This window comes from Leeuwenhoekiella sp. CH_XMU1409-2, from assembly GCF_037029365.1.
GTDB classification, from domain to species: domain Bacteria; phylum Bacteroidota; class Bacteroidia; order Flavobacteriales; family Flavobacteriaceae; genus Leeuwenhoekiella; species Leeuwenhoekiella blandensis.
Genome location: NZ_JAYMEI010000005.1, coordinates 52,982 through 69,288, shown reverse-complemented (window position 1 = coordinate 69,288; position 16,307 = coordinate 52,982). Strand labels below are relative to the sequence as shown.

The 16,307-nt window shown below is 38.7% G+C and carries 19 protein-coding genes; 4 read left to right on the top strand and 15 right to left on the bottom strand.

Annotated elements, in window-relative coordinates; genetic code table 11:
* Positions 1-55: 55 nt before the first annotated feature.
* The 15 genes from ftsY to WA338_RS06965 all read right to left on the bottom strand — a co-directional run bounded on the left by ftsY (position 56) and on the right by WA338_RS06965 (position 12,544).
* Positions 56-1,009: a signal recognition particle-docking protein FtsY gene (gene ftsY / locus WA338_RS07035; RefSeq protein ID WP_009780707.1), complete on the bottom strand. Its 954-nt coding sequence runs from the start codon at positions 1,007-1,009 to the stop codon at positions 56-58.
* A gap of 133 nt (positions 1,010-1,142) precedes the next feature.
* Positions 1,143-1,295 carry a DUF4295 domain-containing protein gene (locus WA338_RS07030; RefSeq protein ID WP_009780708.1) on the bottom strand — a complete coding sequence of 51 codons (153 nt, stop codon included), beginning with the start codon at positions 1,293-1,295 and terminating at the stop codon, positions 1,143-1,145.
* Between the two features lie 3 nt (positions 1,296-1,298).
* Positions 1,299-1,481 carry a 50S ribosomal protein L33 gene (gene rpmG, locus WA338_RS07025; RefSeq protein WP_009780709.1) on the bottom strand — a complete coding sequence of 61 codons (183 nt, stop codon included), beginning with the start codon at positions 1,479-1,481 and terminating at the stop codon, positions 1,299-1,301.
* A gap of 23 nt (positions 1,482-1,504) precedes the next feature.
* A complete protein-coding gene (gene rpmB / locus WA338_RS07020) occupies positions 1,505-1,744 on the bottom strand; it encodes a 50S ribosomal protein L28 (RefSeq protein WP_009780710.1) in 240 nt (79 codons plus the stop codon).
* A 79-nt stretch (positions 1,745-1,823) separates the two neighbouring features.
* Positions 1,824-3,071 carry a competence/damage-inducible protein A gene (locus WA338_RS07015; RefSeq protein WP_272985891.1) on the bottom strand — a complete coding sequence of 416 codons (1,248 nt, stop codon included), beginning with the start codon at positions 3,069-3,071 and terminating at the stop codon, positions 1,824-1,826.
* Positions 3,071-3,412 carry an Hpt domain-containing protein gene (locus WA338_RS07010; RefSeq protein WP_009780712.1) on the bottom strand — a complete coding sequence of 114 codons (342 nt, stop codon included), beginning with the start codon at positions 3,410-3,412 and terminating at the stop codon, positions 3,071-3,073. Before WA338_RS07010 ends, WA338_RS07015 begins: the two co-directional genes overlap by 1 nt.
* Positions 3,413-3,433: 21 nt before the next feature.
* Positions 3,434-4,048 carry a fumarylacetoacetate hydrolase family protein gene (locus WA338_RS07005; protein ID WP_009780713.1) on the bottom strand — a complete coding sequence of 205 codons (615 nt, stop codon included), beginning with the start codon at positions 4,046-4,048 and terminating at the stop codon, positions 3,434-3,436.
* 3 nt (positions 4,049-4,051) lie between these two features.
* Positions 4,052-4,996: a carboxypeptidase-like regulatory domain-containing protein gene (locus WA338_RS07000; protein WP_272985892.1), complete on the bottom strand. Its 945-nt coding sequence runs from the start codon at positions 4,994-4,996 to the stop codon at positions 4,052-4,054.
* Positions 4,997-5,002: 6 nt separating this feature from the next.
* Positions 5,003-5,776, bottom strand: a complete 774-nt coding sequence (locus WA338_RS06995; RefSeq protein ID WP_272985893.1) for a 3'-5' exonuclease — start codon at positions 5,774-5,776, stop codon at positions 5,003-5,005.
* A gap of 157 nt (positions 5,777-5,933) precedes the next feature.
* Entirely contained in the window at positions 5,934-7,268 is a 1,335-nt protein-coding gene (locus WA338_RS06990; RefSeq protein ID WP_272985894.1) for a dihydrolipoamide acetyltransferase family protein, read from the bottom strand.
* 84 nt (positions 7,269-7,352) lie between these two features.
* Complete coding sequence (locus tag WA338_RS06985; RefSeq protein ID WP_273016530.1) at positions 7,353-8,471, bottom strand: glycosyltransferase family 2 protein; 1,119 nt, start codon at positions 8,469-8,471, stop codon at positions 7,353-7,355.
* Positions 8,472-8,474: 3 nt separating this feature from the next.
* A complete protein-coding gene (gene recR / locus WA338_RS06980) occupies positions 8,475-9,092 on the bottom strand; it encodes a recombination mediator RecR (protein WP_272985896.1) in 618 nt (205 codons plus the stop codon).
* A 65-nt stretch (positions 9,093-9,157) separates the two neighbouring features.
* Positions 9,158-10,282: a non-hydrolyzing UDP-N-acetylglucosamine 2-epimerase gene (wecB, locus tag WA338_RS06975; protein ID WP_273016529.1), complete on the bottom strand. Its 1,125-nt coding sequence runs from the start codon at positions 10,280-10,282 to the stop codon at positions 9,158-9,160.
* Positions 10,269-11,540 (bottom strand): nucleotide sugar dehydrogenase, encoded by a 1,272-nt coding sequence (locus WA338_RS06970; protein WP_273016527.1) that lies wholly within the window; start codon positions 11,538-11,540, stop codon positions 10,269-10,271. Before WA338_RS06970 ends, wecB begins: the two co-directional genes overlap by 14 nt.
* Complete coding sequence (locus WA338_RS06965) at positions 11,540-12,544, bottom strand: SDR family oxidoreductase (protein ID WP_273016525.1); 1,005 nt, start codon at positions 12,542-12,544, stop codon at positions 11,540-11,542. The genes WA338_RS06970 and WA338_RS06965 overlap by 1 nt, the downstream gene beginning before the upstream one ends.
* A 207-nt stretch (positions 12,545-12,751) precedes the next feature.
* Between WA338_RS06965 and WA338_RS06960 the strand changes: the two genes are divergently transcribed.
* From WA338_RS06960 to WA338_RS06945, 4 genes are all read left to right on the top strand, one after another.
* Complete coding sequence (locus WA338_RS06960) at positions 12,752-13,243, top strand: Dps family protein (RefSeq protein WP_273016523.1); 492 nt, start codon at positions 12,752-12,754, stop codon at positions 13,241-13,243.
* Positions 13,244-13,278: 35 nt separating this feature from the next.
* Positions 13,279-14,214, top strand: a complete 936-nt coding sequence (locus WA338_RS06955) for a mechanosensitive ion channel family protein (RefSeq protein ID WP_272985900.1) — start codon at positions 13,279-13,281, stop codon at positions 14,212-14,214.
* A 5-nt stretch (positions 14,215-14,219) separates the two neighbouring features.
* A complete protein-coding gene (locus WA338_RS06950) occupies positions 14,220-15,083 on the top strand; it encodes a hypothetical protein (RefSeq protein ID WP_009780724.1) in 864 nt (287 codons plus the stop codon).
* A gap of 80 nt (positions 15,084-15,163) precedes the next feature.
* Positions 15,164-16,306, top strand: coding sequence for a pentapeptide repeat-containing protein (locus tag WA338_RS06945; RefSeq protein ID WP_009780725.1), 1,143 nt, complete (start codon positions 15,164-15,166; stop codon positions 16,304-16,306).
* Position 16,307 lies beyond the last annotated feature (1 nt).

Genomic DNA, 16,307 nt, shown 5'->3' with positions numbered 1-16,307 from the left:
ATACAAAAGGCATCACATAATTGTGATGCCTCGTGAACGCTTTATTTTAAGCTTCTTATTTTCTAAAAAAGGAATCGACAAATTCGATTTTATTAAATACCTGTAAATCATCTATTCCCTCTCCTACTCCAATGTATTTCACAGGAATTTGAAACTGGTCACTAATTCCTATAACCACTCCGCCTTTTGCTGTACCATCCAATTTGGTAACGGCAAGTGAAGTCACTTCTGTGGCTGCTGTAAACTGCTTAGCTTGTTCGAAGGCATTTTGACCGGTAGAACCATCCAAAACCAACAAAACTTCATCTGGAGCATCTGGAACTACTTTTTGCATCACGCGTTTAACCTTGGTCAATTCTTTCATCAAATTCACCTTATTATGTAAACGTCCTGCAGTATCAATAATAACAACATCGGCATCTAGCTTCACTGCGCTTTGCACCGTATCAAATGCTACAGATGCAGGATCGCTTCCCATTTGTTGCTTGATAATAGGAACATCAACACGATCTGCCCAAATTTGTAATTGATCAATAGCTGCGGCTCTAAACGTATCTGCAGCTCCTAAAACAACCTTCAAACCTTTACTTTTAAACTGATGTGCAAGTTTACCGATGGTGGTAGTTTTACCCACTCCATTAACGCCAACAACCATAATCACATATGGCTTTTTTGAAGGAATGCTAAAGTCGGTCGCTTCACCACTATTGGTCTCGCTCATCAACCCGGCAATTTCATCTCGGAGAATCGCATTCAATTCATCGGTGCCCAAATACTTATCGCGTGCAACGCGTGCTTCGATACGCTCGATGATCTTAATAGTCGTCGCCACACCTACGTCACTAGAAACCAATACTTCTTCTAGATCATCAAGTACTTCATCGTCAACCTTACTTTTACCAGCAACGGCCTTTCCTAATTTATTTAGAAAATTAGTATTTGATTTTTCCAACCCCTTATCAAGGGTTTCCTTTTTCTCTTTGGAAAATATTTTCTTAAAAAAACTCATCGTATTCGGGATACATAAATTAAAGGCGCAAAGGTATTCTCTTTTAACAGTACAAAAAAGCGACTTAAAACGAAAAAATACAAAAAGCCGTTACACAAAAGTGTAACGGCTACGTATAAACATTTAGAATGTCTTATTTTTTGTCTAAAAACTCTCCTACAGCTTCTGGTGGCATAACAGCTTCTACGAAAGTGTATGCTCCAGTTTTTGGAGATTTTACCATTTTAATGGCTTTGGTCAAACGTTTTGAACCGGTCTGTAATGTTGCTACTGATTTCTTTGCCATGTCTTATTTAATTTCTTTATGAACAGTCATTTTATTCAAAATCGGGTTGAATTTTTTCAACTCAATTCTGTCTGGAGTGTTCTTTTTATTCTTAGTGGTAATATAACGAGAAGTTCCTGGTTTCCCAGAAGCTTTATGCTCTGTGCACTCTAAAATTACCTGTACTCTATTGCCTTTCTTTGCCATAATTCCTAATCGTTATACCGTTATTATTTAGTAAGAAAGCCTTTAGCACGCGCTTCTTTAAGCACAGCAGTAATACCTTTCTTATTTATATTTTTAAGAGCGGCTGTAGAAATCTTTAATGTAATCCACTTGTCTTCTTCAGGAATATAGAAACGTTTTTTGATTAAATTGGCATCAAATTTACGCTTGGTCTTATTCATCGCGTGAGAAACATTGTTTCCTACCATTGCTTTTTTGCCCGTAAGCTCACAAACTCTTGACATGATTCTAAACTTTATAATGTGTTACTGAAAAACAGGGTGCAAATTTACACAACTAAATCAAGTTGACCAACTTAAATTGCTAGTTTTTTAAAATTTCTTTTTGCAAGAGTTCAAACGCCTTATTCACGCTTTTTGAAATCACGCGCTCACGCTGACTTCCCATCTTAAATTCTTGCGAAAAAACTCCTGTTGGGGTAGCAATTCCGATGAAAACGGTTCCTACCTCAGCATCAGAATCTCCCTTTGAAGGTCCTGCATTACCTGTAGTAGAAATGGCATAATCTGATTGATACCAATTTTTAACCGCTGCGGCCATCGCTTCAGCAACTTGTGCACTCACCACCGAATGCTCGTCGATCACCGCTTGATCAATTTTAAGAAGTTCCACTTTAGAATGCGTGGCATAGGTTACCATTCCGCCTTTAAAGTATGAAGAAGCTCCGGGAATAGCTGTTATTGCCGCAGCTATTTGACCTCCGGTACAACTTTCGGCTACCGCCAGGGTTTTATTGTTATTCGTCAATAAACTTCCTACAACTTTTTCTATAAGCTCATCATCATCGTAACCCACAATAATATCTCCTATCAAGGCTTTGAGCGATGTGATTTGCTCTTCAAGACGACGTTCTAAAAGCGCTTTATCTGGGCCTTTGGTAGAAAGTCGCAAACGTACTTTTCCTAAAGCAGGTAGATATGCTAGCTTAATATCTGACGGAAGGTTGTCTTCCCAATCTTCTATGGTATTGGCTATTTCACTCTCACCGCGACCATAAGTCTGCAAGGTTTTGTGTAAAATAAACGGCCTACTGAAGGTTTGCTGCACTCGCGGGATGACCTCATCGGTCATTAATGCTTTCATCTCAAACGGAACACCCGGCATCGACACAAATACCGTTTTACCAGATTGCATCCACATTCCCGGAGCCGTACCGTTTTTATTCATCAAAACGGTTGCCTTGCTGGGCACTAAGGCCTGCGATCTGTTAGCGGGCAGCATAGGTCGATTTACGTGGTGTTTAAAAATGCGTTCTATATTTTGCAATACCGCTGGATCTTCAACCAGGGTATCTTGAAAATACTCACAAAACGTATGTTTAGTTACATCGTCTTTCGTAGGCCCCAAACCGCCGGTAATAAGCACCAACTCTGAAGTTTCCTGAGCTTCTGCTAAGCTTTGTAAAATATGCTGTTTATTATCTGAAATGGAAGATATCTGGTGCACTTCGATACCTACTTTATCCAGCTCTTTTGCGATAAAGGCCGAATTGGTATCTACAATTTGACCGATAAGTATCTCATCTCCAATTGTAATTATATGCGCTCGCATTACATCTTCCAGTCTTTGCGCATTTCTTCAATCGCATTATTGATTAGCGTGATGATGGTATCTAATTGCGGGCGTATTGCAGAAGTAGGTTTATTGCTGTCTGCCCAGCGCTCCATCGCCGAAATTTCTCGAATAAGATCAATACCGAACATTTCTAAATTCGGTTTCATTTTATGTGCAAATTGATAAGCCATCTTATGATTATCATTATCAATCGCCATTTGCATACTTTGAAGATCTGGTGGGATTTCGGTTAAAAAAGCTTCAACAACAGTCTGCATAAACTCCTTGTCACCGCCAGACATATCTTCGAGCTGGTATAAATCATAATGTGTAGGCATGGGTTCTCTTTAATTTTGGGGTTATTTTATATTCACAGTAAATATGGGTTCGTCTTCTAAGTATCCTTTAAGCCTATCATCAATAGCAACCGGGCCAACACCCGCCGGAGTACCTGTAAACAGGATATCGCCAATTTTTAAGGTCATAAATTGAGATACATGTGCGATCAAGGTATCAATATCATAAATCATATCACGCGTATTCCCTGACTGCACAATTTTATCATTTTTTTCTAAACGGAAATTAATATCGTTTAAATCTTTAAATTTTTCTTTGGACACCCAATGGTCTCCGAGTACTGCAGACCCGTCAAAACCTTTGGCCTTTTCCCAAGGATGTCCTTTTTCTTTACACGCTCGTTGTAAGTCTCGTGCCGTGAAATCGATTCCAAGACCGATCTCATCATAATACTTATGTGCAAATTTAGGCTGAATATATTTTCCTAAGCGATTAATTCGTACCAATAATTCAACCTCATAGTGCACCTCGTTACTAAACTCAGGAATAACAAACGGATGCTTTTTTAATAAAACAGCAGAATCTGGCTTTAAAAAGAACATAGGTTCGCTCGAAGGTTTACTATTGAGCTCTTTAATATGATCGCTATAATTCTGACCGATGCAAATAATTTTCATAATCTAATCTGTAAATAATACTTTAAAAGCCGGTGCCGGAGCACTCCCTGCCAAGATACTGTTTGCAGTGTTAAGCTGCGCTACAGCTTTCCAGCCTTCTAAACTTTTATAATAACTGCGGCTATCGCTTTTCTGATCTACTTCAACACCTTTAAAAATTGGAGCATAACGTGCGACTTCATACGTTTTAAAGTTGCCCGTTTCAGCATCTTTGATACTAAGGCGCTCAAGAAAGCGATTTTCTGGGATAAAAATATGCTCAACCACAATAAAAAGTCCCTTTTGCGGAACAGCAATTTTATAGGGTAACAAGTCTATTTTGATAATTCTCGCGTTAGCTTCCTTCTTTAAGATCAAATCCTCAACGAGCAAATCTGAACCAGGTTTACCATCCTCACTAACCCTAAGCACTCGCAAACGAAACTTTGCTGCAGGACTCGGTTTGCCTATCACCCTGTAAAAATCAATCTCCACTTCCTTAATAAAACAGCCCTGATCAAACTTCTCAGGACGTTCATAATGACGCGCTAATGCTGAAGGATAAGCTCCGCCACTAAAATTACCTAAGCCTACAATTCTCGCTCCAATGAAGGGATTTATGCGTTTGTGCTTTCTATCTTTTATATCATAGATGCGAACTTCGCCCAAATCATCAATCTTGGGATCTAGCGTGATCTGCCCGGTAAGCTCTTTAACTTTTATCCTTCGATCAACATAACCTACACTGGAGATCTTTACGAATTCTTCAGCTTCATTAGTTTCAAAAGTTAAGATAAAATTGCCTTCTTCGTCTGTAGAAGTTCCTTTTTTGAGCTTCGTTATAATTAGATGTCCAAACGGAATTCCCTCCTGAGTTTCCTTATTAACCACCTTTCCCTGAACAGAAGTTGTTTGCCCGTGAATGGAAAAACAAACAAAACTTAAAAACAGGAATAGTTTGTTAATCATTTTGAGTTAAAACTTGGTATTGAGCTTTCTAAGTTTAATTGCGGTAAGCACCTTTTTAGTATACAAAGGAAAATCTGCATTTTGAATCCAACCAAAATAGCCGGGTTCATTTTCAAGTACATCTTCAACCTTTTTACCTTTATGTTTCCCAAAAGAAAAGACTTCTTCCCCGTCTTTATTGAAGGCGATAAATCCTGCGAAATCTGCAAACTTTTTACGCGCACTGAATTCTGCGAGGCTTTTCATATTATTCTCTAGATCCTCATAGCGATCCAGTTGTGATTTTAAAACCTCATAGGTCGCGAACGTATCTGCTTCTGCACTGTGGGCATCCTCTAAAGTTTGATCGCAATAAAACTTATAAGCGGCGCTCAAGGTACGCTGCTCCATCTTATGAAAAATCGTCTGCACATCAATTGCGTTTCGGTTTTTCATATCAAAATCTACTTCTGCACGTAACATTTCTTCAGCTAAAAGCGGAATATCAAAGCGGTTAGAATTGAAGCCTGCCAAATCTGAATCTTTGATCAAATTATGAATCTCATTAGCCAATTCTTTGAACGTAGGTTTATCTGCCACATCCTCATCTTTGATACCGTGTACCGCTGTAGTTTCGGGCGGTATTGGGATGGTAGGATTTACCAGCCAAGTATGCTTTTCTTCTTTTCCGTTAGGTAAGACTTTCAATACTGAAATTTCTACGATACGGTCTTTAGCTACGTTGATTCCTGTGGTTTCCAGATCAAAAAAACAAATAGGTCTGGTTAAGTTTAAGTTCATAGGTTGCTTTAATTTCTACAAAAGTACAATTACCTATTCCAAATGATAAACATTTTGAAAAGCTATAATCGTATTTCGCTTAATTTTCAGAAAAGTGCATAAAAAATCCTCTCTGTATGGAGAGGATCTTTAAAATTTTTAAATCTTAGTTTAACTTTTAAACCACTCGGTTGGCGTCCCAGGCTTCTAAGTATTGTGCAACACGCTGTACAAATTGTCCTCCAAGAGCACCGTTTACCACACGGTGATCATACGAATGCGACAAGAACATTTTGTGGCGAATACCTATAAAATCACCTTCTGGTGTTTCAATTACCGCTGGCACCTTTCTAATAGCTCCGAGGGCTAAAATCCCCACTTGCGGCTGATTGATAATTGGCGTCCCCATTACACTACCAAAGGTCCCTACATTAGTCACGGTGTAGGTTCCTCCTTGTGTATCGTCTGGCTTTAATTTACCGGCACGTGCTCGTGAAGCAAGATCATTAACAGCTTTCGCCATTCCCACAAGATTGAGTTGGTCTGCCTTCTTGATTACCGGAACGATCAAATTACCGTCCGGTAAAGCTGCTGCCATTCCTAAATTAATATCTTTTTTCTTGACGATCTTATCGCCATCCACTGAAATGTTGATCAATGGAAAATCCCGGATTGCCTTAGCAACGGCTTCCATAAAAATTGGAGTAAACGTAAGCTTCTCACCTTCTCGCTTTTCAAATTCAGCTTTTACTTTATTTCTCCAGTTCCAGATCGTAGTTACATCAACTTCAATAAATGATTGTACGTGTGCAGATGTTTGCACTGATGCCATCATATGCTTTGAAATCATTTTCCCCATACGAGTCATTTCGATGATCTCATCACCTCCATTTACACTTACCGGTGTTTGTACTGCTGCTGATGTAGTTTCTTTTGGTGTGGCATTCGGCGTATTGGTTTCCGAAGTGGTAGTCTTCTTTCCACGATGCTCCACATACTTAAGAATATCATCTTTAGTCACACGGCCTTCGAGTCCGGTACCCGGTACTTTATCAAGTTCTTCTTGCGCTATACCTTCTTCCTGAGCAATATTTTTTACAAGTGGCGAATAAAAGCGGGCACCGTCATTTGTAATAGCAGGAGCCGCAGCCGTCTCTTGTCCCTGATCGAGCATTTGCGCTGCCTGTGCTACAGCCTCATCTTCTGGTTCTTCTTCAGCTACGTTTTCTTCTGAAACACGTTCTTCAGTGCTTACTTCTTCAGCGCCTTCACCTTCTATTTCTATTATGGCAATGGTTTGACCAACCTCTACAACATCGTCAACATCAAATAGTTTTTCTACCAATACGCCCTCAACTTCACTAGGAACCTCGCTATCAACCTTATCTGTGGCAATCTCAACTACCGGTTCATCCATCTCAATGGAGTCGCCTACCTCTTTGAGCCAGTTTGTCACTGTAGCTTCAGCAACGCTTTCTCCCATTTTCGGTAATTTCAGTTCAAATTTTGCCATATTATCAAAATAAATATTAGTAGACTATAATTTTTTGCGAATTTACTAAAATAAAGCTTATGAAAACGATTTTTTAATTACCGCTCACCATTTTAATAGTTCGCCACGACTTGTAGAGGTGTCGCTTCCAAGGATAAAATTACAATTTGAAGGTCGTATGCGAAACCTATTTTTGTTGTTTTTTAACAACTGAAAGGCATCAATCACTTCGGAAAACTTCAAGAAATTCAAATCAAAAATCAGTTTGCTATTGAATTTCTGGAGCTCCTTTTCCTTTTCAAAATTTATCACCTGGTTTATCTGAAAAGGTATATTTTTTAATTCTTCTTGCTCCAGATTTCCTTTGTAAACCCAAAATATTGCTGTCTTTTCTTTCTGATCTTCTTCTTTTGAGGCAACTTTAGATTTACTGAAGGCTAAACATTTAAGACCATAAGCCAAAGCTTTGTCTATAAAAAATCCCTGGGAGAAATGTTTCTGCTGAAATAACTGCATCGCACCATAGAATCTCAAATTATATTTACGGTCTTTTACAGTACTTTCACCCTTAAAATGAATAACAGAAACTTGCCCAAAATAATAATTCTTAAATCCGTTTTGAGTAAGTCTGTAACTCAAATCGATATCTTCCCCATACATAAAATAGCGCTCATCAAAACCTTTGATCTTCAAATATGCTTGCTTCTTTACCAACATAAAGGCACCAACAAGAACAGGAACTTCCCCTATTTCATCCTGAGCAAGTTGATTGGCATAATATCTAGAAGTATCGCCGGTCATCTTTTTAAATGCGACCTTAAAATCAGGGACATTGCGTTTACTTTCTGGCAAATAATGCCCGGTGCCATCAATCAATCGTGGTCCTAAAGCTCCAAAATTAGGTTGCTTTTCGGCAAATGGAATAAGAGTTTTAAAGCAGTTTTCTGGCAAAACCGTATCTGGATTCAAAATGCATACATACTTGCCCTTTGCAGTATGAACCGCTTGGTTGTAGGCTTTAGCAAATCCTAGATTCTCACTATTCTGCTGAAAAATAACACGCTCAAAATTGGTCGTAATTAATTCTTCTGTTTCATCCTGAGAATTGTTATCTACAACAATAATTTCGGCATCAATACTTGCTATTGAACGCTCAACGCTTTGCACACAGAGAAGTAAGTGATAGGGAACTTTATACGTTAAAACAATTACCGAAAGCAGCATCGCTTAGTGCTTTAGGGAGTTTTCAAAAGGAATACGATTAAGGATACTTCTTCCCAAAGTAACCTCATCTGCAAACTCAAGTTCGTCTCCCACCGCAATACCACGTGCAATAGTAGATGTTTTAACATTAAGGCCTTCAAGCTGACGATAGATGTAAAAATTGGTCGTATCCCCTTCCATAGTAGAACTTAATGCAAAAATGATCTCTTCGATGGCTCCTGATTTTACTTTTTCGATTAAAGAATAAATCGTCAAATCTTGCGGACCAATACCATCCAACGGAGAAATCTTTCCGCCTAGAACATGATAATGCCCGCGATACTGACTCGTATTTTCAATAGCCATCACATCCCGAACATCTTCGACCACACAAACAATTGCCGATTCTCTATTGGGGTTTGCACAAATCTCGCACAATTCGGTATCTGAAATATTATGGCAGTTTTTACAGAATTTAATACCGGTGCGTAATCCTGTTAAAGCTTCAGTCAATTGCTCGGTCTGTGCTTCAGGTTGGCGCAGTAAATGTAAAACCAAACGCAAGGCTGTACGCTTACCAATACCCGGTAGCTGAGACATCTCATAAACAGCTTGCTCTAATAACTTTGAAGAAAATTCCATACGCGGTAAAGTTAGGAAAGATTATAGGTTAAACCACCGCTTACCACATTTGTTAACACCTTAGACTAAAGTCTATCTTTTACAAAATTAACGATGCGCTGCGCTGCCTTACCATCGCCATAAGGATTGTGTGCTGAACTCATTTTCTTATAGGCTTCAACATTATCGATAAGCTCCAGGACTTCGGTCTTGAGTTGTTCTGCATTGGTTCCCACTAGTTTTACGGTACCTGCGTTTACTGCTTCGGGTCGTTCTGTAGTATCCCGCGTGACGATTACCGGCTTACCTAAACTTGGTGCCTCCTCTTGAACTCCGCCACTATCTGTAATAATAAAATAGGACTCATTTAAAAGCCAAACAAAATCAGGATACTCTAAAGGCGCGATCAAAGAAATATTTGACACTCCTCCTAACGTCTTTTCCACAACTGTTTGTACGTTGGGATTAAGATGAACAGGATAAACGAAATGAACTTCTTCACGAGCCAAAGCGATTTCCTTCAAAACATTACAAACCCGCTGCATTCCATCTCCAAAATTCTCTCTGCGGTGTCCCGTAACCAAAATGATTTTCTTCGACTCAAAAGGAATACCGGCTGCAAATGACGGTTTTAACTTTTTTATTTTAAGTACCGTCTCTTGCAGTGCATCGATCACCGTATTCCCCGTAATCACAATTCCTTCTTCTATAATGTTTTCCGCAACTAGGTTGGCTTGTGCCTGTTGGGTAGGCGCAAAATGGAAATCGGCTATCTTACTTGTAAACTGTCTGTTGAGCTCTTCTGGAAACGGTGATTGCAAATTAAAGGTGCGTAAACCTGCTTCAACGTGTCCCACTTTAATTCCTGCATAAAATGCAGCTAGACTTGCGGTCATCGTGGTGGTGGTATCCCCGTGAACCAAAACAAGGTCAGGTTTAAAATCTTCAAACGGAACTTTTAATGCAACCAAGGCTCTTGAAGTCAACGTTGTTAAATCCTGGTTTTTTTGCATTAAATCAAGATCGTAGTCCGGTTGAAGTTCAAAAAAGTGCAATACCTGATCTAACATTTCCCGATGTTGAGCGGTGATGCAGATTCTAGTTTCAAAACAAGATTCCTTTTGAAAGGATTTAATCACCGGCGCCATCTTTATAGCTTCGGGCCGCGTACCAAAAATAAAAAGTATCTTTTTTGATTTAAAGTCTTCCATCTACACCTTCGGTTAAAAAGCCTTTAACATCATAAACCACAGCAGTATTGGCTTTAAGCTTTTCAAGATCAATTTGCTCAAATTCACGATGCGCTACGGCAAGAACTATAGCGTCAAAAAGCTTGTCTTCCAAATGCTGTAGGAGTTCAATATCATATTCAAGTTTTACTAATTCTGCATCTGCCTGCGGATCATAAACCGAAACCTGAGCACCGTATTCTTTTAAATCCTGTATAATATCTATTACGCGGGTATTGCGTACATCGGGACAATTTTCTTTAAACGTAATTCCTAATACAAGAACGCGGCTGTTTTTAAGCTTAATGTCTTTTTTCGCCATCAATTTCACCACCTGCGAGGCTACATAAGGGCCCATACTATCGTTGAGTTTTCTTCCTGCCAATATTATTTCAGGATGATACCCTACTTGCTTTGCCTTTTGAGCCAAATAATATGGATCAACACCTATGCAATGCCCACCAACCAAACCTGGTTTAAATGGAAGAAAATTCCATTTTGTACCTGCTGCTTCTAAAACAGCCTGCGTATCAATATTAAGCAGATTAAAAATCTTTGCCAACTCGTTAACGAAAGCAATATTTATATCGCGTTGTGAATTTTCTATCACCTTGGCAGCTTCGGCAACTTTAATTGATGCTGCTTTAAAAGTTCCTGCCGTAATTACTGAAGCGTATAGTTGATCAACGTGTTGTGCGATCTCAGGATTAGATCCCGAGGTCACTTTTTTTATTTTATCAACAGTATGCGTTTTATCACCCGGATTAATACGTTCTGGAGAATATCCCGCATAAAAATCTGTATTGAAAATTAAACCTGAGGCTTTCTCCAAGATGGGAATGCAAAACTCTTCGGTAACACCAGGATACACCGTAGATTCAAAGACTACAATGTCTCCCTTCTTTAAAAAACCTCCTACCAACTTGCTTGCCTTTTCTAAAGGAGTCAAGTCTGGGTTGTTATTCTTATCTATGGGTGTTGGGACAGTGATGATATAGGTATCACTTTGCTGAAGATCTTCGGGATTTGAAGTACAAAACAAACCTTTTGAAGCAGAAGTCTCATTTATAAGAACAGCCTTTAAATGCTCTGAATCAAGTTCGCCGGTCTTATCAAAACCGCTTTGCAATTGGGTTATTCTCTCTTTGTTAATGTCAAAACCTATCGTAAGATATTTTGTAGCAAATAAACGTGCTAAAGGTAGTCCTACATAACCTAACCCAATAATTGCAATGCTCATTAATTATCTTTATCTGTTTCTAAATTTTGCTTGTACCAGTCAATTGCCTTATTGATTCCTGCCTCCAAATCATATTCTGGGTCATATCCCAAAAGATTTTTTGCTTTGGCAATAGAAGCTAAAGAATGAGGAACATCTCCCGGTCGCTCTGGTCCAAATTTAGGTTGAATGTCAATTAAATCGCTGTTATAGTTAAGCAAACGATCTTTGAGCAAATTTACTAATTCAATCAAAGAAGTACGCGCTCCGTAGGCAATATTATACACCTCATTAAGTGCATTTTTATTGTCGGTAACCAACGCCAATAAATTGGCCTGCACCACATTGTCTATATAGGTATAATCTCTAGAAAAAGAACCATCACCATTTATCACGGGAGACTCCTTATTCAGTAAGGATGAAATAAATTTCGGAATCACCGCCGCATAAGCTCCGTCGGGATCTTGTTTTGGGCCAAACACATTAAAATAACGTAACCCAATAGAATTAAAACCATAATTACGCTTATAGACACCAGCGTAATATTCGTTTACAAGTTTGGTTACTGCATAGGGAGAAAGCGGTCTTCCGATCTCGCTTTCGATTTTTGGCAAAGCTTCATTATCCCCGTAAGTCGAAGAACTAGCGGCATAGACAAACTTGGATACTCCGGCAAGTCGAGAAGCCTCCATCATATTTAAGAATCCGGTAACATTAACCGAGTGTGTAAGCAAAGGAGTTTTTAAACTACGTGGAACAGAGCCAAGCGCAGCTTGATGGCTTACATACTGACATCCTTCTACAGCTTTTTTACAGGTTTCAAAATCCCGTATATCTCCTTCAATAAAACTGAAATTGTCATGTTCTAGAAAAGGTTCTATATTCTTTTTCTTTCCTGTAGATAAATCGTCTAGACAAGTAACAGAAGCTCCTGCCTCTAAGAGCGCTTCAGTGAGGTTAGATCCTATAAATCCGCAACCTCCGGTGACGAGTACGCGCTTGCTTTGTAAATCTGTAAAATTCATTTTAGTAATGAAGTAGGGTTGAATTTTGCTAATGTATTATAAAGTGGTGTAATTCTCACACATAATTTTAACTTTTTTTTAACTGAAAAATGTAAACTTAACAACTTTTAGGTTTTCCAGTTAAACTTATACTAAACGGTTTTAACACGCTCTTAAAGTGAAAAATGCCGCTTAACTTTGAGTATTAACTTTTACGATAATTAGATCATGAACTATTTAAATTTAGATCCAAAAAAAACTGAAGCTACCGTTGAGCAGCTTAATGTTTTATTAGCAGATTATCATATTTATTATCAAAAACTGCGCAACTTTCACTGGAACGTTGTGGGTGAAAATTTCTTCGATCTTCACGAAAAGTTCGAAGAGATGTATAACGACACCCTGATCAAGATCGATGAAATTGCCGAGCGTATTTTGACGCTGAGATACCAGCCCGTTAGCCATTTATCAGAATATCTTAAAATGGCAAACCTCAAAGAATCCCCTAGTGAAACTGCCGATTTAGAAATGATAGAACTATTACTCGAAGATCACGGCAAACTACTCACACAGATGCGCAAAACCGTAAATTTTGCAGATGAAGGTGGCGATGAGGGAACAATTGATTTATTAGGCGCTTACATCAGAGAACTTGAGAAAACGAGTTGGATGCTTGACAGTTGGAGAATGACAAAATCTGAAACGCATAAAAAATCGTAATTTATACAACAGAACTAATCAACCAAAACGTACATATGCTTTTACTTCAAGAAAACACAAATTCTGATTGGACCATTTTTGGTTTTGACCTTTACAAACTTATTGAGAAACTTCAGGGATGGGGTGAAAGTTTTATTCTAAAATTGCCCAATTTTCTTGTTGCGGTTTTAGTTTTTGTACTCTTTTGGCACGGTGCTAAATACGTCTCAAAATTTGTTCGCAATATTTTGATGCGTGGTGTGAAGCAAGATTCAATAAAAGTGATGGCAGGTCAAACTGCCTTTGCCATCACTGTTCTCATCGGCTTTTTTATTGCCCTTGGAATTATGGATCTTGATAAAGTACTTACATCAGTTCTTGCAGGTGCCGGTGTTGTAGGTCTTGCAATAGGTCTTGCCTTACAAGGAACTTTAAACAACACCTTTAGCGGTGTGATTTTAAGTTTTATGCCTAAACTTCAGCTTGGTGATTGGGTTGAATCTAACGATTATTCAGGTATTGTTGAAGATATTACCTTACGCAACGTTACCATTAGACAAGCTGATAACAACTATGTAATTATCCCTAATGCAAACATTGTTGACTCGCCATTTAAAAACTGGAGTCAAACCCAACGTTCTCGTGTATTTTTGAGTTGTGGAGTAGGCTATGAGAGTGACTTAGAAGCTGTAAAAAAGTTAACTATTGAAACATTGACAAACGAGTTTGAGCAGCAAAGTAATGAAGATATCGAATTTTTCTACGAAGGTTTTGGCGACAGCTCTATTAACTTTGTAGCGCGTTTTTGGGCACCGGTGACCAAAAGAAAAGATATGTTAGTCGCTCAAGACCGTGCCATTATTGCTATCAAAAAGGCTTTTGACGCGCACGATATCAATATTCCATTCCCAATTCGTACGCTAGATTTTGGTAAAAATAAATTTAGATCAGAAACCATTACCATAGCTAATTCTGATAATTCTAAACGCTAAAAACAATGCTACGGTTCTTAATTGGTGCTAGTTTTGCTTTATTCTTAATCAGCTGTCAAGATTATGGCCAATTGGAAATGAAAGGCAGCCTTGAACGAACGTTAGCAGAAGTTTCAGGTCTTGCCTTGTTTGAAGGGGACACCCTTATTTATACCGCTACAGACCACGGTAATCCAAACATAATTTACGGCTTGGATACTTCAGGAAACATCGTAAGGGAATTAAAAATAAGTAACGCTCCCAATGAAGACTGGGAAGATTTGGCCAACGATGCTGAAGGTACCTTATACATTTCTGATACAGGAAATAATGAGAACGACCGGGAAGACCAATTTATTTACATTATTAGAAACTTCAATGAGCTTCCCCGCGACGCAACTTCAGCCACAGCAGAACGCCTTACGTTTACCTTATCTGATCAGGAAGATTATCCACCAGATCTTAAGAATCTTAACTTTGATATAGAGTCGCTCATTTATAAAAATGAATACCTGTATTTATTTACCCGAAACAGAAGCCGCAACTTTGACGGTGTTACAAAAGTCTACAAATTACCTGCACTTCCCGGCAATTTTGAAGCCGAACTCATAGATGAATATTACGTTTGTGATGATTTAAATACTTGTGCGATCACAGGTGCAGCTATTTCTTCAGATGGAAAAACCATAGCGCTCCTTACAACCAACAAAATATTGCTTCTATCTAATTTTAAAGAAGAAAGGTTTTTCTCAGGAGATATCACGACTTATGAGACCGGCTACAATTCTCAAAAGGAAGGTGTGGCTTTCAAAAACGATTCTACACTATATCTCGTTGATGAGCGTCGCGCGCAAACCGGAGGAAATCTCTATGAATTCAGTCTAAAATAGATCATCTCGTTTTTATAAAGGCAACATGCTGCAATGCGCAGCGTTTATAGTATTTTTAAGCTGCATCAGACAATAATACTATGATTGAAGAACGACTTTCTCAATTAGAAGCCGAAAATCAAAAGCTCAAGGAGCAATTAGACCGTCAGGAAAACAAGAAAAAGAACCGCCGTAAACTGGGTTGGAATTTTCTCAAACGCTCTTCAGGAATTATTTTAGGCGCACAACTAAAAAAGAGCATTGAGAAATTTCTGGACGAAATCGCAGAACAGCAGCGCGTCTCCAGAGAGACCCTTTCAGACTTGCTAAGCAGCATAATTATCAGATTGACACGAGTAGGGTTTTTATTGATCCTTACTGCTGTACTCCCTTCTATCCTACTCATTTTTCAAACCTATTATTTAGGAAAACAGAATATGTTGATCACCGGTCAAAGCGAAATGTTTAAACAACAAAACAAACGTTTAGATCAACAAACCTACCTACAAGAAGCAGAGCGCCGTGGACAAACCTTGCTCATTATGGACAATATGCTGAAAGAAATAAGCACCGATGTTTCCAGAAGCAGTGCTAACGCGATTGACGATGCAACGGCTGGTAGACTCATTTCCTTGAGCAAAATGCTGAAACCTTATAAATATCTGGAAAACGATAGCTTAATCGCAAGAGTTACAAGCCCCGAACGCGGGTATTTGTTGGTTTCTTTATTAGAAACAGGAATTAACCTCAACACGACCGCCCGTTCACGATCTAACGGAAGACTCATTGAACGTCTTGATTTTACCTATGCAGAACTACGCAATCTATCACTAAAAGGTGCAGACTTGATACAAATCGATTTATCTAACGCCGACTTAAGAAATTCAAGTTTTAACGGGATTGATTTTGAAAAAGCAAATCTTCAAAATACGTGGTTACACGAGACCAACCTTACTTATGCCAGCCTAAAAGAGGCCAATCTGGAACATGCCGTTTTACAAAATGCTATTTTAGATTATTCAAACCTGCAAAATGCTAACTTATCATCTGCAGATTTGCGTAATGTGAGTCTGGTAAAAACAAAATTATTAGATGCTGATTTCACCAATGCCAGAGTAAACAAAACTTTTGAGCAAGATGTAACGCAACAACTCAATGCCGCTCAAAGGGAATGGTTGTTTTCAACCTTTGAGGTGGTCGAAATTGAAAAGGACAACTTTCAGCTGTTACCCATCAGCAATTGAT

Bases quoted from the DNA above. Each gene is read 5' to 3' on its own strand.
- WA338_RS06970 (WP_273016527.1), bottom strand. From the start codon at position 11,540: ATGAGCATTGCAATTATTGGGTTAGGTTATGTAGGACTACCTTTAGCA.
- WA338_RS06990 (WP_272985894.1), bottom strand. From the start codon at position 7,268: ATGGCAAAATTTGAACTGAAATTACCGAAAATGGGAGAAAGCGTTGCT.
- wecB (WP_273016529.1), bottom strand. From the start codon at position 10,282: ATGGAAGACTTTAAATCAAAAAAGATACTTTTTATTTTTGGTACGCGG.
- WA338_RS07010 (WP_009780712.1), bottom strand. From the start codon at position 3,412: ATGCCTACACATTATGATTTATACCAGCTCGAAGATATGTCTGGCGGT.
- WA338_RS07005 (WP_009780713.1), bottom strand. From the start codon at position 4,048: ATGAAAATTATTTGCATCGGTCAGAATTATAGCGATCATATTAAAGAG.
- WA338_RS07030 (WP_009780708.1), bottom strand. From the start codon at position 1,295: ATGGCAAAGAAATCAGTAGCAACATTACAGACCGGTTCAAAACGTTTG.
- recR (WP_272985896.1), bottom strand. From the start codon at position 9,092: ATGGAATTTTCTTCAAAGTTATTAGAGCAAGCTGTTTATGAGATGTCT.
- ftsY (WP_009780707.1), bottom strand. From the start codon at position 1,009: ATGAGTTTTTTTAAGAAAATATTTTCCAAAGAGAAAAAGGAAACCCTT.
- rpmG (WP_009780709.1), bottom strand. From the start codon at position 1,481: ATGGCAAAGAAAGGCAATAGAGTACAGGTAATTTTAGAGTGCACAGAG.
- WA338_RS06995 (WP_272985893.1), bottom strand. From the start codon at position 5,776: ATGAACTTAAACTTAACCAGACCTATTTGTTTTTTTGATCTGGAAACC.
- WA338_RS06985 (WP_273016530.1), bottom strand. From the start codon at position 8,471: ATGCTGCTTTCGGTAATTGTTTTAACGTATAAAGTTCCCTATCACTTA.
- rpmB (WP_009780710.1), bottom strand. From the start codon at position 1,744: ATGTCAAGAGTTTGTGAGCTTACGGGCAAAAAAGCAATGGTAGGAAAC.
- WA338_RS06965 (WP_273016525.1), bottom strand. From the start codon at position 12,544: ATGAATTTTACAGATTTACAAAGCAAGCGCGTACTCGTCACCGGAGGT.
- WA338_RS06955 (WP_272985900.1), top strand. From the start codon at position 13,279: ATGCTTTTACTTCAAGAAAACACAAATTCTGATTGGACCATTTTTGGT.
- WA338_RS06945 (WP_009780725.1), top strand. From the start codon at position 15,164: ATGATTGAAGAACGACTTTCTCAATTAGAAGCCGAAAATCAAAAGCTC.
- WA338_RS06950 (WP_009780724.1), top strand. From the start codon at position 14,220: ATGCTACGGTTCTTAATTGGTGCTAGTTTTGCTTTATTCTTAATCAGC.
- WA338_RS07015 (WP_272985891.1), bottom strand. From the start codon at position 3,071: ATGCGAGCGCATATAATTACAATTGGAGATGAGATACTTATCGGTCAA.
- WA338_RS06960 (WP_273016523.1), top strand. From the start codon at position 12,752: ATGAACTATTTAAATTTAGATCCAAAAAAAACTGAAGCTACCGTTGAG.
- WA338_RS07000 (WP_272985892.1), bottom strand. From the start codon at position 4,996: ATGATTAACAAACTATTCCTGTTTTTAAGTTTTGTTTGTTTTTCCATT.